Source organism: uncultured Sphingomonas sp., from assembly GCF_937871615.1.
Taxonomy (GTDB): domain Bacteria; phylum Pseudomonadota; class Alphaproteobacteria; order Sphingomonadales; family Sphingomonadaceae; genus Sphingomonas.
On the sequence record NZ_CALMPA010000047.1, the window covers coordinates 1 to 19,370 of the forward strand.

At 60.0% G+C, this 19,370-nt stretch carries 21 protein-coding genes; 3 read left to right on the plus strand and 18 right to left on the minus strand.

Annotated features, from left to right (window positions below):
* Positions 1-6 precede the first annotated feature (6 nt).
* The 8 genes from Q0316_RS14935 to Q0316_RS14970 all read right to left on the minus strand — a co-directional run bounded on the left by Q0316_RS14935 (position 7) and on the right by Q0316_RS14970 (position 10,986).
* On the minus strand, positions 7-1,455 hold the full coding sequence (locus Q0316_RS14935; RefSeq protein ID WP_298673987.1) for a hypothetical protein: 1,449 nt from the start codon (positions 1,453-1,455) through the stop codon (positions 7-9).
* Positions 1,456-1,486: 31 nt separating this feature from the next.
* Positions 1,487-3,727 carry a DUF262 domain-containing protein gene (locus tag Q0316_RS14940; RefSeq protein ID WP_298673990.1) on the minus strand — a complete coding sequence of 747 codons (2,241 nt, stop codon included), beginning with the start codon at positions 3,725-3,727 and terminating at the stop codon, positions 1,487-1,489.
* 294 nt (positions 3,728-4,021) lie between these two features.
* Positions 4,022-5,164 carry a hypothetical protein gene (locus tag Q0316_RS14945; protein ID WP_298673994.1) on the minus strand — a complete coding sequence of 381 codons (1,143 nt, stop codon included), beginning with the start codon at positions 5,162-5,164 and terminating at the stop codon, positions 4,022-4,024.
* On the minus strand, positions 5,161-6,462 hold the full coding sequence (locus Q0316_RS14950) for an ImmA/IrrE family metallo-endopeptidase (RefSeq protein WP_298673997.1): 1,302 nt from the start codon (positions 6,460-6,462) through the stop codon (positions 5,161-5,163). Before Q0316_RS14950 ends, Q0316_RS14945 begins: the two co-directional genes overlap by 4 nt.
* A 354-nt stretch (positions 6,463-6,816) precedes the next feature.
* The gene (locus tag Q0316_RS14955; RefSeq protein WP_298674001.1) at positions 6,817-7,707 is read right to left on the minus strand and encodes a hypothetical protein; all 891 of its coding nucleotides are present in this window, start codon (positions 7,705-7,707) and stop codon (positions 6,817-6,819) included.
* A gap of 4 nt (positions 7,708-7,711) precedes the next feature.
* Complete coding sequence (locus tag Q0316_RS14960; protein WP_298674004.1) at positions 7,712-8,386, minus strand: hypothetical protein; 675 nt, start codon at positions 8,384-8,386, stop codon at positions 7,712-7,714.
* Between the two features lie 117 nt (positions 8,387-8,503).
* The gene (locus tag Q0316_RS14965) at positions 8,504-9,712 is read right to left on the minus strand and encodes a site-specific integrase (protein ID WP_298674006.1); all 1,209 of its coding nucleotides are present in this window, start codon (positions 9,710-9,712) and stop codon (positions 8,504-8,506) included.
* The gene (locus Q0316_RS14970; RefSeq protein ID WP_298674008.1) at positions 9,709-10,986 is read right to left on the minus strand and encodes a site-specific integrase; all 1,278 of its coding nucleotides are present in this window, start codon (positions 10,984-10,986) and stop codon (positions 9,709-9,711) included. The genes Q0316_RS14965 and Q0316_RS14970 overlap by 4 nt, the downstream gene beginning before the upstream one ends.
* 475 nt (positions 10,987-11,461) lie before the next feature.
* Between Q0316_RS14970 and Q0316_RS14975 the strand changes: the two genes are divergently transcribed.
* On the plus strand, positions 11,462-11,680 hold the full coding sequence (locus Q0316_RS14975; RefSeq protein WP_298674011.1) for a hypothetical protein: 219 nt from the start codon (positions 11,462-11,464) through the stop codon (positions 11,678-11,680).
* A 112-nt stretch (positions 11,681-11,792) separates the two neighbouring features.
* Here the strand turns inward: Q0316_RS14975 and Q0316_RS14980 are convergent, their stop codons facing one another.
* Positions 11,793-12,020 carry a hypothetical protein gene (locus tag Q0316_RS14980; RefSeq protein ID WP_298674013.1) on the minus strand — a complete coding sequence of 76 codons (228 nt, stop codon included), beginning with the start codon at positions 12,018-12,020 and terminating at the stop codon, positions 11,793-11,795.
* Between the two features lie 717 nt (positions 12,021-12,737).
* Here Q0316_RS14980 and Q0316_RS14985 point away from each other — a divergent pair.
* Positions 12,738-12,902 carry a hypothetical protein gene (locus Q0316_RS14985; protein ID WP_298674016.1) on the plus strand — a complete coding sequence of 55 codons (165 nt, stop codon included), beginning with the start codon at positions 12,738-12,740 and terminating at the stop codon, positions 12,900-12,902.
* 72 nt (positions 12,903-12,974) lie between these two features.
* Here the strand turns inward: Q0316_RS14985 and Q0316_RS14990 are convergent, their stop codons facing one another.
* Both Q0316_RS14990 and Q0316_RS14995 read right to left on the minus strand, forming a co-directional pair.
* Positions 12,975-13,553 carry a hypothetical protein gene (locus tag Q0316_RS14990; RefSeq protein WP_298674019.1) on the minus strand — a complete coding sequence of 193 codons (579 nt, stop codon included), beginning with the start codon at positions 13,551-13,553 and terminating at the stop codon, positions 12,975-12,977.
* Between the two features lie 212 nt (positions 13,554-13,765).
* Positions 13,766-14,740, minus strand: coding sequence for a DUF2493 domain-containing protein (locus Q0316_RS14995; protein ID WP_298674022.1), 975 nt, complete (start codon positions 14,738-14,740; stop codon positions 13,766-13,768).
* 514 nt (positions 14,741-15,254) lie between these two features.
* Here Q0316_RS14995 and Q0316_RS15000 point away from each other — a divergent pair.
* On the plus strand, positions 15,255-15,902 hold the full coding sequence (locus tag Q0316_RS15000) for a hypothetical protein (RefSeq protein WP_298674026.1): 648 nt from the start codon (positions 15,255-15,257) through the stop codon (positions 15,900-15,902).
* 32 nt (positions 15,903-15,934) lie between these two features.
* Here the strand turns inward: Q0316_RS15000 and Q0316_RS15005 are convergent, their stop codons facing one another.
* From Q0316_RS15005 to Q0316_RS15035, 7 genes are all read right to left on the minus strand, one after another.
* Positions 15,935-16,255: a single-stranded DNA-binding protein gene (locus Q0316_RS15005; RefSeq protein ID WP_298674030.1), complete on the minus strand. Its 321-nt coding sequence runs from the start codon at positions 16,253-16,255 to the stop codon at positions 15,935-15,937.
* A gap of 399 nt (positions 16,256-16,654) precedes the next feature.
* A complete protein-coding gene (locus Q0316_RS15010; protein ID WP_298674033.1) occupies positions 16,655-16,846 on the minus strand; it encodes a hypothetical protein in 192 nt (63 codons plus the stop codon).
* Positions 16,847-16,911: 65 nt separating this feature from the next.
* A complete protein-coding gene (locus tag Q0316_RS15015) occupies positions 16,912-17,349 on the minus strand; it encodes a hypothetical protein (protein WP_298674036.1) in 438 nt (145 codons plus the stop codon).
* 3 nt (positions 17,350-17,352) lie between these two features.
* Complete coding sequence (locus tag Q0316_RS15020) at positions 17,353-17,613, minus strand: type II toxin-antitoxin system Phd/YefM family antitoxin (RefSeq protein WP_298674039.1); 261 nt, start codon at positions 17,611-17,613, stop codon at positions 17,353-17,355.
* A 190-nt stretch (positions 17,614-17,803) separates the two neighbouring features.
* Complete coding sequence (locus tag Q0316_RS15025) at positions 17,804-18,316, minus strand: DUF736 domain-containing protein (protein ID WP_298674042.1); 513 nt, start codon at positions 18,314-18,316, stop codon at positions 17,804-17,806.
* Between the two features lie 162 nt (positions 18,317-18,478).
* Complete coding sequence (locus Q0316_RS15030; RefSeq protein ID WP_298674045.1) at positions 18,479-18,799, minus strand: hypothetical protein; 321 nt, start codon at positions 18,797-18,799, stop codon at positions 18,479-18,481.
* A 73-nt stretch (positions 18,800-18,872) separates the two neighbouring features.
* Positions 18,873-19,202 carry a hypothetical protein gene (locus Q0316_RS15035; RefSeq protein ID WP_298674047.1) on the minus strand — a complete coding sequence of 110 codons (330 nt, stop codon included), beginning with the start codon at positions 19,200-19,202 and terminating at the stop codon, positions 18,873-18,875.
* Between the last annotated feature and the right edge of the window lie 168 nt (positions 19,203-19,370).

Here is a 19,370-nt window from a genome sequence, read left to right on the forward strand (position 1 = left end):
GGTGAATCAGGAAACCGGCTGCGATTCAAGAGGCTGATTGAGTTTTGACCCTAGGCGCTGTGCCTGCTCATTGGTTACCGCAGCTGCCTTGGTCATTGCTTCACTCAGCGGAGCCGCCGTATTCGCCAACAACGCAAGACGTTCAACCAACTCGTCGCTCGACTTCGTCATCTTTTCGCCGAACTTCGCGAATGCCGAGCCGATAGCTTCCCCACTTGTGTCGGTGACTGCCTTTATGGTTTCCTGCAACTTGGTTGCAAGTTCGTCGGAAAATTGACCCGTCACTCCTCCTAGTTTCTCGGCCAGTTCACTGAGCTGGGCAGACATTTGCTCCCCGGCTTCTGCCTGGCGGCGGCGGGTAGCCTCTTGCTCGCTTTCGAATTGCTCGCGCATCTCTCGAAGCGAATTTTCCAGCGACGCAGGAACACCAGCGAGGCCATTTGACAGATCGTCGAACTTGGTAGCCATTACCGCCAAGGTCTGACCAAGCTGTTGCATTTCTCGGCCCGCGTGCTCGCCGAGCGCCTTGCCCAAATCCTGGCTAATCTGGTTGAATCCACCCTTCCCGAACTGTTCAATACTTTCGCTGATGCTACCCAGTACCGACACGACCGGAGACATGCGGTTGGTCAGCGCGTTGTCGATTGCAGTGGCGAGATCGGTACCCAACGTCTGGAACGCTTCCGTTTGACGCTTCATCTCGCGCAACTGATCTGCGGCCAGCCTTTGTGCCGGAGTGAAGAGCGTCCCACGATCAAGGATTTGGCATATCGTCTCGATATGGTGCTGCAACTGCTCGTGCCAGCGGCGATCAGTGCGCCGCAGAACAATCGAGCAGATGATACCGGTAACGGAGGTCCAAAATTTTGCCGCCGTGATTTTGAGAAGCCCCTGAAGAGCTGCCGCAGTCTCGGTCCCGTTGGATGCGCCAGACAGCACATCCATAGCGGATGTCAGCGCAGCGATCAGACCCAGAAAGGTAGCGGTCAGGCCGAGACCAACGGCGATATTCGCCCCCCAAGCCAGAACACGCGTATCATCTGCCAAGTGCAGAAAATATGCCTCGGCCCTTGCGGTCGTTCGGATGGTAGTCTCATTTTCGTCGATGAACGTCTCGCGAAACTGCTCCCAAGCTAGCGCCAGTTCCTTCCGATCCTGTCGCGCCATTACGTCGGCAATGGTGTCGAAATCCTCAGAAAACCTGACCTGAGCTTCGACCGGATCACTGGCAGCCGCGACTTTCGATAAGGCGTCTTCACGGCTCAACAATCCGGCCATTGCTTCGTCGAAATGCGCAACCCTGTTTCGTCGAATGAAGTGCCAGCACCACACAGCACCGAGCACGCAGAGCAAGAACACACTTGCGTCGTATCGAAGTACAAATAACAGGGCCTGGCTTGCCCAATGAATTGGCGCGCCCATGCCATCGAGTATGCTGCCAAATACCCCATCCATAAAATTCTTTGCCCCTATCAGCAGCAATCAATCAAAACCGGTGCTTGACGTAATCCGTCACCGCATTTCCAGACAATTCGGTAGTGGCATTTCCGCCTCTGACGTAAAAGCGCTGGACGTTTCCATCCTTTACGAATGCAGGCTTTGGTCCTTGTTCGCAGCGCACTGCTAGAATCCTCGTACCTTCCTGTTCTTCGAAATGCGGATGCACGTAGGGCATGAACAGCTCGCCGATCCGATCCTTGATGAGATTAACTAGGTGCAGCCCCATCTTGTCCTCATTGGGGAAGCCATCAGCTGCAAGGCCAAGGACCTGCCCGTTGTCATCAACACCAATCAGGAGCGAACCACCTTTCGCATTCAAAAATGCTGCGATGGTCTTGAGGACGGACAAGTGCATCTTCTCGTCGGGCTGTCCGGTATGCAGGTTGGTGCGAAGAGTGGACTTGAACTCCACGGCTCCATTCTCACCGGATGCGATCAATTCGCTCACTGTAGGGGGCGTAGCGGGTTCCAACGGCTTGTCGCCGGTAAGCGCCTTCCATGCGTCCCGAACCACTAGAGCCATTCTCTTCCGGCGTTCGACCAGGAATTCGTCGTACGGCATTTCCCACCACGCGGATGGAAGCGCGTGGAAGCGATTTGCAAGATCACGTTCTGACTGGCTTTGCGCAGCGTCAAGCGCGGGGACATACAGGCTCGGCGATTGCTTTCCGATCTTGATGTTGGCAGGCCATTCCACGGGTGCGAAATTCGCTATCTGATTGATAAGCTTAAGATCACTGATGCCTTGCTCCTCGAGAAAGCCCCGCGGGAAAAGATGATGTTGCTCGAGTGCCGCTTTTGATCCTTTGATTGCTGGGTCAACCATTGCGGCAAGCTTCATCGGGCTGAAGAGTGCTGGAGCGTCCAACTTGATCAGCGCGGCCTGGTAAGCGAATAACGACGGGCTTCGGGCAGCTGACGTAGCGAGCTGGCTGGGGAGCGTAATTTCCCAATAGTCGTTCGTCAGCGTAGTCGCGCAAATCTCGCGGAGTTTAGCCAGAAAAGCTTGGCCGTTCGTTAGATCCCGAACCGCCGCTAGATCCGCCTCGAACCGGGTTTCCGGAGAATTTGTATATCGTCCGGTCATAGCGGACATGAAGAAGTATTCTGCGATTGCCTGTCGCGCGTCCGACCGATCGATGCCGTAGTCTCGGATGCCGATAAGATAGAGAACGTAGCAGTAGATGATCGCAGTCTCGGAGCTGATCATTTTCTGACCACGATAGCCGGCAAGTTTGAGGCCATCGAGAAAGTGGTGCCAGTTGGTCAGATTCAGCACTGCCTTCTGAGCTTCGCGCATCAGTGCAAACTGGCCGTCGCGCTTTTCGGGGTTATCCAGCCCCGTCGCCGCATCACGCCCTCTCAACGCGCTATACACGTTTTCAAGCCGCGCCCGCTTCAGGGCCAAGCCAACCGTCGCTCGCAGCATCTGATCGGGTGACGGCTTGATGAAATGATTGAATGGAGACGATTGGCCATCGCTGGGCAGCACAGATTTTTGCGCAAAGTCCTCCAGTTCGAAGCGGCCTTCATCCCAGAACACGGACATCAAAGTCATGATGAAGTCCGCCTGGTTAAGGGCTTTGCCCTTGCCATTGATGCGGACGAAAACCTCGGCAATGGTCTCCTCGTTGACGGAGGAGGCGAGCGTCAGGGCGACGAAATTGTAGTTGGGCAAATTTCGAAGGTGGTCGATTGAGTCTTCAATCGTGGATTCCTCCTCGTCGCTCAGCTCTCTGATCTCCGACAACTGGCTGATGAACGCCTTTCGGAAGGCCCCAGCTTTGAAATCTGGGGCCCATATGGCCGAGATATCAGGGATGTATCCTCGATCTTTGCGTATGGCCGCATCTGCGACATCAAAGCGCCCCGAGAGTGGATTGAAGGCGATTTGAATCCGTTCCTTCTTGAAATTGGCCCTCAAAACCTCGGCGCCTTTGATCACAGCATAAAGGGACGTTAGCCTTTGCTGACCGTCAACTATCGCGAGTTCCGGGACAGATTGCTTCTGCCCAGTGCCGATAATCTTCAGCCCGCCTTCTGCCCCAGTTTTCCAGAACAGCAAAAACCCGGCCGGATAGCCTCGGTACAGCGAGTCAAACAGGTCTCGAACATTGACGTTGGGCCAGACGAAAGGTCGCTGCAATTCCGGCAATCCGATCTTACCCATGTCGATGTCTTCGATCAGGGAAAGGATCGGAATGGTGCTCGTGGTGAAGATTGCCATATACTTGCTCGGTCTCCCGTTGGAGAGGGCCGGGATGCGAAAATTTCCAGGATCTTGCGAAACTGGAATTATAGTCGCCGATCCTGTTGAACCCCCTATTCAGGGACTTAACAACGGAAGTCGACGCGCGGCAATAGTGCTTTACTCACGAAGATCGCTTACTGGTAGCCGAAGCGACGGGGCTCTCCGCAACCGGCAAAAGCCCCCTTGTGCTGGACGATAGAATTTCGCCTCGGCGCAATTTCTCTCGAGAGCCTTCAGCTAACTCCTTCGTGTAAGCGCGCAGAGCGCCGGCTACGCCAAGTCAGGCAAGACCATCTGGACTTCGGTATCCACGGTCGGTGCTTTGATACCGATCCCGCGAACACGTGCGATGTCGTTCACAACCTGGGTAATGTGGTGGGTCGTGTTGATCTCTCGCCAGATCTTGGCATTGCCGTGCGGGGCATTCAAGTTGGCCGCAGCTTGGGCGATGTAGGCGTCAGCTTTTGAAAACCCGGCGCCAGCAAAGTCGGTGCTGCCTGCGATCTTGGAAAAGACCCGGTGCATAGCCTCCCGATCAGAACCTGTCTTCGGCCCTCGCTCGACACGCCAGCTATCGCCGACCGTATATCGAAGATGGCTGATAGCCTTCCCGCCAGTTCCTCCGAACTCGATACGCGAACAGTCAGCCGCAAAATCGCCGAATATCATGTGTTCTGCCGTCGTAGGATCGAACCTGACCGCGAGCTTCCATGCTCGCCATTCGTTTCGAGGCCAGAATTCCGTCGTTCCAGGCTCAGCAGGATTTTTGTCGGGATAATGGCTGCCTTGGAAAACGATGTACTGCCACAAACCGCATTCCTGGAGAGTTTCCAAGGTTCCGCTGATAATCGGCGCAACGATGCTGGGTTCGGAGAACTCGACATCTGCGAACTCGGCAACGACGACACATTCGTCTGCCTTGAGGCCCAACGAAACCAATGCTGTATTCAAGGACGCCTGCAAGTCAGGCCCCACCATCTCATCGGAAGAGATGAGAAGCGCGAATTTGGTGTCAGCGCCTCGGTCGATCGCTGCACGTAATGCGGTCGAACAGTCGGCAATATCGCTCAGGAACGCGGCGGGAATGACATCGACGCCCTTCGCCCTAGCCATCCTGACCATTGCAGGAAGCCAATGTGATGCTTGATCCCGTCCGAATTCATCAAGGATGTATGTCGCGTCGATCAGCGCCGGACGCCCCCGCCATGCTCCAGCCAATGCTGCCGAAATATCCGGAACCCGGTCCATGGAAAGGGGGAGTGGCATGTCTGGGTCGCGCTCACCAAATGGCGGCACAATGAAGCGCGGGAGGACGCAGTCGGCTACATCACTCGCGAGAAGCCGAACACCTTCAAGTTCGCCTGCCTTCATACGAAGCGCCGGCGCGTACAGAGGGGCCTTTCTTGTGGTCATTGGGTATTCTCCAATTGCCGGGCATCGAACGATTTGCGGACCTTACCCGCGCCGAGCTTGTTCGCGAAAATCGTGTAGTTTTTTCGTTCCATCCGCACACGACCAAAGACAATGGCCGGTGCAATCCCCAGTTGTGCCGCGAGCCTTTCAAGCGGCTCCGGACTCTTGGCAATTCGGGCAGGTGAGCGCACCCAAAGTTCTTCCGGGATCAGAATGTTGCTCGCAAACTCGTCTGCCTGCCGCTCAAATTCATCAACCGCGAAGTCCTCGGTGCTATCGAAGAAGCCAGCTGAAAGCCCCGTACGGTAGTGAAGGATCACATGCCCCAACTCATGCATCAGCGTGAACCAGAAATTGTCGATCCTGTCGTGACGCAGTGTCATTCCAATCACTGGCGTTTCGTCGACGAGGAACGCAGCTCCATCGACACTCATACCCGCAATTTGCCGTTCAATGATCAGCACGATGCCGTGATCGGCGAGCAGCTTTTCAGCCAGCTTAGGGCCATCGTCATGGGCGCTGAGCCGTGCAAGTTCCATGACCCAGCTTACATCGAGCGCCTTGTACTTCGGCTTAGTCCGTTGGATCTGGGCTTGCGCGCGTCGCGTCACCTGGGCTTTCCACGATAGCAGCAGCCAGTCCCCTGAATGATCCTCCACGTTGAGGCCTGTCCGCAGGAGGGACGGCGTACCGTGGTCAGCGACATGTTCGGCGACAGTGCGCTTTAGCTGGCTAAGTCCACTCTCATCGGACTGATCTGCCTTATCGAGCCATCCTTCAGCGCGCGCATGCTTCAAGACCTTTTGCGCCTCGGCCTGCGTCATCTCGTATGAGGGTAGCCATTGTTCATGGGACTGGGCCGGGAGGTCCGCAGTCAATTTCACGCCAAGTGTCCGTGCGACTCGGATAAGATTGCCGAGGCTAATGCTCCGATATCGCTCAGCCTCGTAGCGCTGGACCTGCTGCTCTGGGATGAAGAGGCGGCGCGCCAGCTCTTTTTGCGACCATCCCCGCGCGACTCGCGCGACCACCAAGAGCCCACCTGGATCGTTACCAATCCGCTCGCGAAGCTGCTCTGGACGACCCAGCTTTGCTTCGTTGTACGCGGCAAGAAGCGCAGCAAGCTCCTCCCTCTCGGTCAGGAGCGATCGTCGGACGCTCGCGATCACCTCTTTCGGCAACCCTTCGACGATAGACTTAAGTGCCTGAACCGATGACAAAGCCGCAGAAATCTGCTCTATGGCTGACGCAGTGTCACGAGCTTGGCGATCATTGGCTATGATGGATTTCGCGACCATTGGAAGTCGAGTAACACATCATATCTGATGTGTGAAGCTGGGGCTTTAAGAGAGTTTGAACTTTTCCACATGTACGCTATATGGATTGCAGCAACGCACGAGCCGACCGGCTGCGAGCAGCATCGCTGTTGGCAGTTTGGGAAGCCAGTCGAGTGTAAGATAGTTACTTGCGGCTCTCTTGCACGTGCGCGGTTTGGTTAGACGTCAAATGTGGCCCTGCAGGGTTCGTTTGGGGTGGTCGAATTCGCGACAGTAGGTGTGAGGATGATACGAGACTAACCGTCCGTGATTGTCCGTGATGCTGAAAAGCAAGCATGTTTCGCGGCGGGCTCGAAAGGGTCCGCCGTAAACGTTTCAGCGTATGTAATCATTCGGAGCAATGTTCACATTGTCCGCATGAGCAGGGCGCGTCTCCTCATTGTGACAATTGGGATAGCTCCGGTCGACGCCACCCCTGCGGTCGCAACAATCATAGTGGAATTGAGAATCGAATGGGCCGCCGAGCCGCACGCGGGCACCAATCAAACACTTTTGATTGTGCCCCTCTGTCAGTGCTCGGGCCATCCCGTGCCGGTCACTGCCAGGGCTGTGGAAGCAAAGTGATCGGTCGTCTTCAAAGAAACGCCTCCTCTTCTCTCCCTTAGCCTCTTCCAATCTAATCGGATGAGCCGCCAAGAGCGCGGCTTTGGCCTGTTTGAGACGGAATGCTGGATCGTTGTCGATGCCAAGTTCTTGATATAAATCGCTAATCGATGGAGAAAGAACGTCAGACCGAAAATTGCAAAGCGGAAGAAGTAGCGGCGAGAAGTTCTGCCCACTCAACTGATCTCGAACAATTCTGGCTCTGGAAACTAGCGCCTGGACATGATCTTCCAAGCTTCCGACGAATTCCATAAGTGCCCGCCGTCGTTCATTTTTAGGTGCTACGTCGGGATAGAATGGTTCAATTGGCGCGCAAAGCGCAAAGGGGAAGAAGCTCCTGACAAAAGCTTTTGTCCCTGCGTGATCAAAATTTGCATATGCGACAACAACCGCGATCTCATCTCTCGGATTAAGTTCCGAAACCTCTCTCGCCAAATCGGTGAGAAACGGAGCAGCCATCCCATCACGAAAATTAAAGGGCTCTTTGATCCTTTTGATGATGATTCGACTGTCTTTGCTTCCTGTGAAGCGTTCCACGGGCTTCGACTGGACAGCCTCCACCACCTCTTGAGGAAATCCTGCTACGCAGCAGAGTATCTTCATTGGATCAACGTGATCTGGAACTAAGCGTCTGTATCACATCGAGAGGAAGGCAGACCCTTTTCAATTGATCTTTGTCTAGCACGGTGATGATCTCAGCGAGTAAGCTCTTGCCGTTCTCAGTCGGACGCTTTCGTCGGGCAATGGTGAATTGCTCCACATCGAGCCTCTGCACTTCAGCCCATGCTCTGATTTCCTCCGCGACTTGAGCCGGGGTTCGAGATTCATTTGCTGTCGGGAGGTAGCGGGCTTCAATTTCGCGTATGTCATGCCCTTCGGATCCCAGATCTTCGCGGTGGGGGCCAAAATTCAGATTACTCAAATCCAGAAAGCGGCGCTCCCCTTCCGGCAAGGGAACAGAAAATGCAGCCCAGAATCTCTTATTAAACCGAGGCAGGGCGGGCGCCGGCTTCTCTGGATTCGCACCAGGTGCTACAATAAAAAGCACATTGTTATGGGAGCCAGTCCGCCCAATCTCGTACTGAAATTCATCCTGAACGAACTCGGACACCTTCTTCCGCGTAAGGCGTTCCAGAGTTTTGCGATCATCTTTCAACTCGTTTCCAAGCTGAGAAAGATAATAAGACGTTGCGCCTTCGGAAAAATGCCCATCAATAAGGCCCGCTATCCTGGCGCGAATGCGATCAATCTCTCCCGAAATGTCGCCATCTTCCGCGTTCATTTAAGTCCCCTAGAGATTCGATAAACCCGATTACCGAGAATTTGCGCCCACCCCAAGGAAGTTTTCACCCAGGCGCGAAAACTGCGGCAGCGGAGCCAATGGAATACTGGAAAGGCTTCAAAACCTACCTGTTCGCATCGCCCGTTCGATCGCGATTCCGATCGCCTCCGCCGCCTCCAACAGGTGCGCGTCCTCGAAATGGGCGTACCGAGATGTGGATTTGACCGTAGCATGTCCGAGCAGCCGACCGATCATAGGCAGACTCTCCCGGCCCATCACGGCGTGGCTGGCGTAAGTATGCCGCAAATCGTGAGGCCTGACGTCCTTCAAACGAGCCTCATCGCGAAACTTGACCCAAGGGCTTTGGATTGTCTGAATTGGTCGATGACAGCGCCAATTCCAGAAAATCCACGGATTCTTGCCGCAGCGCGGTAGGGCAAGGATCAGGTCGCGCGCCTCGTCACCCAGCCAGACGGTTCGCGGGCCGGTCTTGCTGTCCCGGAGGTTTAGGCGGAGACCTTTAAGGTCCGACCATTGCAGGGAAAGAATTTCACCAACCCGGCATCCTGTCAGCGTTAGCAGCAAGATCGCCGAGGCATAGGCTTGCTCTGTTCGGTCCTCACCTGCACGTGCCTTGGCCAGGACTGCTCCAAGTCGGGCCAACTCGTCATCGGACAGGAATCGGTTGCGATGGTTTTTCCGGTTCTGCCGGATTCCATAGCAAGGGTTCGTGTTTTCGACGCGATACCCCCATTCTTCCGCCTTGTTCAGTGCGGCGCGCAGGATTTCAAGGCAACGGTTTGCCGCGCCGGGGCCAGACTTGTCGGTCAGGGCGACGAACCACTTGGTAACTTCGGCCTCGCTCAAACTATCCACGAACGCTTCCGGGAAGGCGCCGTCGATATGGCTCCGGCGATAGCCCGTAGCTGTTTCCTGCGTGGACGGCTTCCAAGCTGGGGAACACTTCTCCCAATACTCCCGCAGAAAGTCGTCCATGCGCGGTGCATTGCGAACGCGCTGGCGCGTAGTCGCCGGATCGTGACCAACACGGGCGTGGGCAAGAACCTGGCGCGCCACCATCACCGCTTGATGCCGCGTGAGGACTGACGCCGGACCTATCGTAATCGTCCGAACCCGCCCGCCCATCCGCGTCTGAACGATGTAGACATGCCGACCACTGGGGTAGTGGCGGATGCCGAACCCGTTCTCCACGGCAATCCAGGTGGTCGTTCGCGCCTTGCCCTTCGGTGTCTGCGACAGCTTCGGATTGACGCCGATCTCCGCAAGCGCCTTTTCGACGATTTGCTTGAGCGAGAGGCTGGTCATGCGGACAGGCCCAATGATCCAGCGATTCCGCTCGAAACACGCGAAGCCGCGTCGGCAATCGTCTCGTCGGCCAGGTGGGCATATCGTGCGGTCGTTTCCGGCAAGACGTGTCCCAGCAGGCCGCCGATGGTCGCAAGTGGAACCCTCTCCCTTATCGCGACCGAGGCGAAGCTGTGGCGAAGATCGTGGATGCGGACATCCGGCAAGGCGCAGCGCTTGCGGAAGGGAAACCACCAATTGTCGATGTTGACGGGGCGCGCGCCGGACTGGTTGGCGAAGACGTATTTGCTGTCTTCCCGTCTTTTGATCCCTTCCACGATCTTCACGGCCTGGCTGTTGAGCCAGATGGTCTTAGGGCCGGTCTTGCTGTCGGGCAGGAGAAGACGGGGCAATTGGACCCAGTCCCATTCCAGGTCCCGAATTTCTCCAATGCGCGCGCCGGTAAAGATCAGCAGGCGTGTAACCGCAACCTGCGCCGGATAGGTTGCCTCGTCAGCGTCCAGCTCTCGGGCCAGACGGCGGAACTCCTGGGGGCAGAGGTAGCGCTCCTTCGGCTTGGTCTTGAAGCGCGGCATGCCCCGGCAAGGATTCGAGCCCTTCCGGACATAGCCAAGCTGGGCGGCGTACTTGAACATTGCCGCAAGGACCGGGACAGCACGGTTGAACTTGCCCTCGCTCACGTTCGCGCAATCGTCGCGCCAACGCACGACGTCGGACTTGCCGATCAGGTCGATCCGCATCTTCCCAAATCGCGGCATCAGGTCGCGGTTGATCGCATCCAGGTTGCGCTTCTGGGTCGATCCCTTCCAATGCCGTGCGTAGTCGGCCCAGAATTCATCGGCGTAATCCGAAAACAGAGGAGCGACCTTCACCGCCACCCGGCGTGGCAAACCATCGAGCGCGACTTCGGCGAGGCGCTTACGCGCCTCGCCCCGAGCGGTCAGGGCATCGACCTCGTCGACCTTGCCCAGCGAGACACGGCAATGCCTGCCGCGTCGCCGCACCCGCACGAACCAGTAGCGATTGCCCGATGACCGGACTCGCATTCCAAAGCCTGCAAGCTCCGCATCCCAGATGACATAGTCACTGGGTGCGGGCGGCATCTTCCGGCGAGCCAGATTGCCGTCAAGGAATGCCCGGTTCCCGGGCAAATGCCGCTTGGGGACCATATAGCCATCAGAACTACCGGAACTGCTCGACAAAGTCTCGGAATTATTGCCAATTCTGGGGACCAGGCAGCCATCAGCAGCAGTCAAGCTGTCGAGGGCTTCCAAGGTTGCCTTAATTGATTTTGCTGCACTTTTTCCCATTTTTGCGACTTAAGCCGCGTAGGGTGTGCTAATCCCAAGAGCCCGATCCCCTGTCCCTGGGTCTGTCTTGATGTCGTCGGAGAGGAGCCGGTTGCCGGGACCGGCGAGTTACGCGCCGCCGTAAGGCGGAACGCGCGAGGCGGGCGTCACCGATCCGATCAGGGTGGGAAAAGCCCCGAAGCACAGCATCAACGTCGGCCAAAGGGCCGCGTTGGAAAGGCGAGGATCGTGACCCGAAGGGCGGAGACAAGGCGCATGCCTTGGCTCCGTGAGGTTGGGCTCCCGTTGCCTGAAGGGCATCGGGAGCCCTAGCGAATAGAGCCGTCATCGGGCGCAGGCCCGATGCGCCCAGCCCTATGAATCTTCTTCTTCCTGCCCTCACCAACCGGCGCTATGCTTGCCCCGTTCATAGCCCGATTAGCCTTCACAAGAGGCACCTATGGCAAAGACACTGGAACAGGAGAGACAGGCTCTCGAAGAGGATCAGCGCCGGCTGGAAGAGCGGCGCAGGAAGCTCGAAGAGAAGGAGCGTGAGCAGGCGATCGCGACGATCGAGAAATCCGGACTGCTGAAGCTTGAACCTAAGCGGCTTGCCGATCTGACGGGCCGCATCAAGACACTGGGTTTCGAGGAAGTCGAGAAGCGCCTCAAGGCCTGAACCACCCCCGGCCGCGGCAACGCCGCGGCACGGTCATGGGGGGCTCGATGCCCCCCATGACCGTTCCTCTCCCAGCAAAAAAAGGGAGAGGCCGTAGCCCCTCCCCTGTCGTTCAGAACTCGTCGATGATGCCGCCCGGCGCGGTGTAGACGATCCGGTCGATCATCGCATGTCCGAGCGCGCCGTAGTCGCCCTCGTCGATGGCGAGGAACCCCAGCTCATCGTCTTCGACCACATGCTGGTCGAAGTAGCTGTGCATCGCGCGGCGCTCGGCATTGGCGACGGCGGCGAAGTAGGCGGCGTGCTGATCGGCGGCGGCGATGTTCGTGATCGTCTGCATGTTCGTCTCCTGTCGTCTTGAATGACAGGGGAATGGCGTCGGGCGGGCGGGACCGTGTCAGGCCTCGCCGGCTTGCCGGCGACCGCGAAGCGGCGGTGGGGGTCACGATTTTCTTCGGCGGCCACCCCGGCCGCCGATGATGCGCAGCGCCCGCTCCGCCGAAGAAAATGGTGGGGCCCCGCCGGGCTTGAGACGGTCTCGTCCGCCCGACAGAATGGGAAGACTGTGAGAGATTTTTCCTCTCAGGCGTGCGCCACGGCAATGCGTAGCGACGCGCGAGCTGACGGGTCCGTGCGGTACGCAAGCGAGCCAGAGAGTCCCTGCGTCGTGACGCATTTTGGGCGGCCCAGCGTCACCAATCGTAACGTTCGATTTTCGGCGGACCACCAACCTCCCTGATGGATTAACAATTTGGCTGTGGGCAAGGGTCCATCGAGCCGAACTCACTTCATCTTGGTGCGACGATCGGTCTGTGTTAGGCGCGGGGTTGCGCTGCGAAGGCTGCGGCGCCGGGACTGGTAATCCCGTCGAGAAAGGCAACTCGGTGTGATCTCACGCCGGGGTGCCTGCGCATATGTCCAGGTGCCTCGGTGCTAAAAGCGTAGGCGCATGTCTCGACGTGTTACCAGCCCCGGCTCCCGCGCTCAGCGCGGGAGCTCTCCGGGGAGGAGCGACGGCCCGGAAGTTTCCAGGATGTATCGCGCTCGAGGCGGCGAAGTGGACACTTTTGAAACCGACCCGACGATGACGCGGGCGCTTGCGCTGGCATTGATGCGCCAGGCGAAGGAGTATCTGACGGCGACGAAGGATGGCGATGCCGCCGACCAGTTGCAGCGCGCGATCGACACCCTTCTGACACCGCGAACGCCGGTCGCAGCATAGGCGCGGAAAAGCATTGCGGTGCGCGCCGCACGCGGCGACGCGTCCCTTTCCGACGTCTGGTCCGTGCGGAGGCTAAGCCCATTGCAGACGGGAACTGTCGTCGAGACTTCCGGTCGCGATCAGGCGGTCGAGCCGGGACAGATATCCGGCCGCACCCTGCGCTTCGACGCTGCGGCGGATGGCGGGATCAGCGAGGCGGGCGCGGACATTATCGACCGGGATTTCGCCGACGCTGTCCGGCTGCAGTCCCAGTCCTTCGAGCAGCGCAAATGCGTTCTGATAGGCCAGATCGAGTTCGAGGGCGAGATCGGAGGTCAGCCCGACCGACAGGGTGATCGGGCCAGTGTCGCCCTCGCGATAGACGCTGACCCGGCGGCCGCGAAACTGGGCCTCATCCAGCACAGTGATGACATCGGTCTGATAGTCGAAGATGCGCGCGATGCTGGCGAGCGCCAGCGGGCAGACGCGCGCCTCGAACCGGTAGGAGAGATAGTCGTCTTCCGCGAAATCCGGGTCCAGCAGGATCGTGTCGAGACGCTCGCCCTCACGGCGCAGGAATTCCCGGAAGGCGGCGAGCTCGCGGGCGTTGATGACGGCGGTCTGGCGTTCCTGATGGTCGGCCGATGTGGTGATGCGAAATACAATGGACATCTCGTCCTCCCTTGCTGAACGCAGCGCCCATTCCCTCTCCCCTCTGACCGCATTGCGGGGCGAAGTCGGCGCGATCAGCGGGCCATTGCGTGAGCGCGCCAGCGCTCAGTCCCCGACGGCGCGAAGGGGCTCGATGCCCCTGAGCGCCGTATCTCCACGCAGAAAAAGATGGAGAGGCCCCGGCCGAAGCCGGAGCCCCTCCAAGCGAGCGCTCACGCGCTGCGCTGGGTGCGCTGGTGCGCGAGGCGGACGATGTGCAGCGGCACCCCGGCCTGCCGCAGCTTCTGGGCGAGGTTCTGCTGGATGCCGGAGCCTTCGCAGATGACGGCTTCCACCGGCTTGAGACCGAGGATGCGGTCATTGCGGACGAAGGCGGCGCGGTTGCCCTGACTGCGATCGAGGCGGAACTGGATGACCTTGACGCCGCGCGACGCCGCCCATGCGTGCGCCACGGCATCGCAGCCTTTGGCCTGCGCGGTGGTCGCGAGGATCATCTCCGGGATGCGCGCCTTGATGCTGTCGAGACCGTTCCAGAGCAGGTCCGCGTCCTCCCACACCTGACCGCCGGAGAAGGCCACGACCGGGCCTTCCGGGGCGAACTGCTCGCGCCGCTCCCGGGCGCGGGAGGCGAGATAGTCGCGGGCTTCGATCATCGACGCGTTGAGGGCGCTGGAAACCCGGCTTCCCCGCACTGGCGAGAAGGGCTTGCCGGTTTCGACACGATAGACCTCGGCAGCGTGGTCACGCATGCATTCCATCGCCTCGCGGCAACCCTGCAGGGTCTGGCAGAGGAGCTGGGTATCTTCGAGTTCAGTCGCGTAGATCTCGGACGGATCATAGCTGCGTGCGAGATCGCCGAGCTTCTTGGCGGCGTCATCCTCGCGGCCCTCGATGCGCTTTGCAACGACGTGGAAGCTGTTGGCGAAACCCCATGCCAGGTCGGCCGCGAACGGCTCCATGCGGGTGTCGCGCAGCACGTCGAACATGGTCTGCATCATCATCTCGGTGGCGGCCCGCACCTGCTCGGGATCGGGCATGTCGAGCGCTTCCGGCGCCTCGACGATGCTGAGCTTGGCCATCTCGCTATGTTCGATGAACGCGCCCTCGTAGGTCTGGGTCAGTCCGTCATTTTCACGCGACGCGGCGACGAAACTGGCAAGGTCGGCGAAGTTGTTGAAAGAAGTCATAAAAGCCTCCGAACAAGTCGATCTCTCATCCGGGATTGGATGAAAGATGAAATCTCATCGGATGGGCCGACGGGGCTTTGTCAGGGACGCGGGGCTTGTCCCCGCGCCGCCTCGGCGGGGCGTGGGGGAACCGATTTTCTTGGGGCCAGAGCGCAGCGACGGTCCCGGGAAAATTGGGGGGACCGCGCATCCTTGAGAAAGCCCCCAAAGGCACATCACACTACGGCGATGAAGCTTGTCTGATACCGAGATGTTAGAGAGAGAATTGGATTTGCCCCGGCCGCGCCAGCGGGCGGGTTAACAGCAAATCGCTCCTGACTGATCAGGACGAAACCCCTCCCCAAATCGCCCCTCGCAAGGTGATCGTCACCCGGCAGGGCGGAGACGCGGCAAGGCCGTGGCTCCGGGAGCCGGAGGCGAGTAGAGCGCCGGTCCCGGCCTGAGCCTGTCGAAGGCCCGGGATGCGCCGAATGATCGAGCACCGACGCCGCAGGCAATGTTGAAGGAATGAAGAGTGAAGGCCCAGATTCAGGCGAACTATGAGGAGCGTCTATCGCGATATGCTGCGCTGTTGCATGGCAATGAGCCATCGGGGCTGGCGGCGAAACTCGCCGTCTATCAGCAGCTCCTGCGACAGCGGGATATTCACGGCGACCGTCTGTGGCAGATCGAGCCAATCCTCTGTCCGCTGATCCTGTCCGCCGAGACGGACCTGCACCTGGCCGTGGGCCGACTGCTTGAGAATCCGCGCCGGGCGGAGGGCAGCCTTTTCGCTTTCCTTGAGTTCTGCGTGAAGAACCGGACCAACATCACCTGGAAGTCCGGCACGCCGCCTGAGGGCGAGTTCGAGCGGCAGATTGGGGAGCTGGAATCCCAGCGCGCGACGATCGACGCCATCATGGGCCGGCGGGACAAATTCTTTGCCCATCTGGACAAGCGATACCTGCGGGAGCCGGAGCGCATCTACACCGACTATCCGCTGGCGGAGCAAGACGTGATCGCGCTGGTGAACAGCGTGATCAAGGTCGTCACCGACCAGGAGTGGAAGCTCCGGGATGGGGCGAGCTTCCACGTCGGCGAGTTCTACGCGATCGGCGTCGAGAACATGGTGCGCAACCTCGAGACGGGGCGACGCGCGAACTTCCCGGGCCAATTGAGCTGACCGGCGGCGCCGTCAGGCGCCGCCCCTTCGGGTCAGAAGAAGTCGATCTTGTCGGCGATGATCTCGCAACCGTACCGGGTGACGCCGTCGCGATCCTCCCAGCTCGAATAGTGCAGCCGGCCGGTGATGGCGACGACATCGCCCTTCTTGCGCGAGGCACCGGCCTTGCCGAGGCCGTTGAAGCAGGTGACCTTGTGGAACTCGGTCTCCTTGGCGGTGTAGCCGGTGGCCTCGTCGACATAGGTCTTGCCGTCCCTGAGCTTCACGTGATCGGTCGCGACGATGAGGGTGGTGACGGCGCCGCGGGTTTCGGGGTCCTTGGCAACGCGGCCGGCGAGATTGACGTTGTTCATGGTAGTGCTCCTCGTTGGGTCCAGCGGCCTTCCCGCCGGTGGCACCGAAGAGCGGCGTGCGGAGACGGCCCGCACCGGAGCGCCAGCGGAGGGGAACCCCTGGCGGGAGTTGGCGCGGGCAGCCGCGCAGCGGCAACACGGGCGACCGGAAGGGGTTGCGGGACGTCTTCGTCTCGCCGCAGGTGTCAGGAACAGGCGAAGGAAGGCCGCAGGTCGCAGCGCGGCTCTATCCGGTGGACGATGTCGCGCTGCGCTGCCGATGGTCCGATCTCACGCCGGAAAGAACGTATGGCGCCGCTCGAACAGCGATCAGACAGGCCGGCACCTTTGGGTCGACGTGTGCGGAACGCCACGTCCGTGTTCTAGGTCAATCGGCGATGCTGCCCGGCCGAGACGGCCTCAGGTTCGGAAGGGTAGTCGGAGCTTCGCCCGGCGGGACTTTTCAGGTGCGATTTCGGGCTCGTCGGCCCAGCGGTCGGCGGCGATCTCCGCTGCCGTCGGTCGCGATGCCGCAAGCTCGGCCCGCTGCTCGTCGTTCATGGTCTCGGCCGCGATTGCCGTTCGATTGCCGCGCTGATCGTTGGCTCCCATGGAATCGTACTCCGAAGTCGCGACGGGCCGCGCTGCATGGCAAATGCGGGCGCGGCCGATACTGGTCAGGAGGTGCGCTTGACCTGCGTCACCTTGCCGGCGTCGTAGGCGGCGAGCCAGCGTGTGCGGATGGTTTCGTAAAGCGCGGACGGAAGGTGCCCATAGGCCACCTCGCCGGAGGCATCGCCCGGCACCGGCCGAAGATCAGGCCCGGGCCACTGGAAATGATTGATCTCCGTCAGGACAACCCACGAGCGATCATCGTCCAGGCCGAGACGCGCCTTTGTGGCGTGCGGGATTTCGACGGCAAGGCTCGTGTCGGACGGCGGTGTATGGGTCACAGGCAGGATGGTGACCATCTTGGCGCCTGCCTTGTTCGTCGTCGCGAGCAGCACGGCGCAGGGACGGTCCTTGCTGCCCTCTTCGTGACCTGCCTTTGCTTCGTGGCTCCAGAGATAGGAATAGCGAATTACGAGACCGGGAACTGGATCAGGAATCTGCACTCGTCAGGATCCGACCTCGTGATTGAACGCATCGGCTTCAGCAGGCGCGCGCGCAGACCGAACGGCATCCGCGATCTCCTCCGGCACCTCATTCAGCGCGTAGACTTCGCGATCGCGCCGCTTGAGCCGCTGATATTCAGCGGCCGACATCAGCACGAGGCTATCATGGCCATGGTGCGTGATGGTAAGAGGCGCAACAAGCGCCTGGCGGCTGATGCGGCCGAAGGCCTTTGACGCCTCAACGGAACTGACAGTCTGGGGCATGGTGATTCTCCTATCCGGAAAGTACGGAGTTTCCGGACAAATTTCAAGTCTGCTGTTCCGACTGCGATCAGACCATAGCCGAGGGCATGATCGGAGGGAAACGAAAGCAGGGCCCGCTTGTGCCGAGACAAGCGAGCCCTGCGGGGATGCCGCGCGCCAGGGGGAGACGCGCGGCCGGGGGAGAGGATCGTCAGTCCGCCATTTCGGGCGTGCGCCGACGGCGACCGTTGCCCTGGGCGGGCTCGCTGCCGAACGCGCCTGCGGCCGAGGATTCACCCAGTCCGTCAGGGCCAGCGGGACCGTTCGGCGCAGCCGGCTCGTCCGCGCCGGGCAGCGGCGGCAGACCGTCATCGGCCGCAGCGGTGTCGGTCGGCGCATCCCGACGGCGGTTCGGCCGCGACCAGACGATGTTGTACGAGCCGTCCTCCTGGCGGAAGGCCGAGATGTAGAGCGGCTTGTCGAGGCTGGGATCCTCGATCTTGCCGTTGAGGAACATCTCGCCGGTCGAGTTGGAGGACAGTTCGAAAAGCGCGCCGACCTGGACCCACTGACGGGCAGCCGAGAGCGCGAGGATCTCGAACTTGGGTGCGCGCGGGTTGGCGGACTGGACGGTGCGCAAGGCGATGACGATGGCGACCGTGAGGGTCGAGATCTTGCCGGTGTAGGTGCCGCTGGCGTTCTGGGTGATGGTGCCGATGTTCATGGGATGTCTCCTGAGATAGTGCGCTCGAACCCCTTGTCCGAACACCTTCTCTCTCCCACTCCTCTCCTCGGCCGTTCGGCCGAGTAAGGCGCGCCAGCGCCGCTCCGACGCGCCACTTCGGCGCCGTCGGATCCGCCGTGGGATATCAACCCAGACTGTGGGTCAATCCTCCTGCGACTGTGCCGAGGATCGCCAGCGAGCGATGATGTCCTGCATCTCTTCGGCAAAGCCCAAACCGTCGATATAGACAGCACCGCGATCATTCTGGCCGAGGAAGCCGATGATGGTGGTGATGTCGTTGGCGACAGCGACGTCGAGGCCGAACAGGTCGGCGATCTCGAAATGGCCGAGGGCGGGACCATTCCACCAGGCCATCAGGAAGTTGGCGACGCGGCGGGCCTGACCTGTGTCGCTCATCGCGAGAGGGATGAGGCGCGTCAGCGCCGCCCGGGCAGAATCATAATCGGTCGGAACAGACGTCATCGGCTTTCCCCTAGGTGCGAGGCTATCGAGCGCACGCACCCGCGCAAGCGATTATGTGCCGAAAGGCTTGATTCTAATGGATCGAGCCGAACAAGCGCCGCTTCATTTCAGCCTGATACTGGCCATCCTTCTCGCCGATCGTCGCACGCATATCGTCCGCGAGCCGCTCGGCGAGGTCGGCCGGAACCTCCACATAGGGCGCGACGACGGCGATCGCGGCCTCGGGGGTGGGCAGTTCGCCCGGTTCGGTTCCCTGCCAGATCAGGGCCTCTCCCTCCTCTGGCTCATCTTCGGTGCGGAAACACACCTGCGCAAAGAAGGTCTGGAGCGGCCGATCCCATCCGACCGCTGCGCAGATGACATCGGGATGGCCGACCCTGGGCGGGAGAATGTGCCTGCTCATGGAAGAGTCCTCCGCATTCTATGCGCGACGTGACGCGCGGCGCCTTCGGCGCTGTTGATGGCCTGGCCTGCCGCCGATGCGGCTCGGCGCGCGCCTGCCCTGCGCAGCAGGGTACGGGCTTCGCGCAGGCGTTCAACGGCAATCGCGATGGCTTGTCCGTCTTCGGAC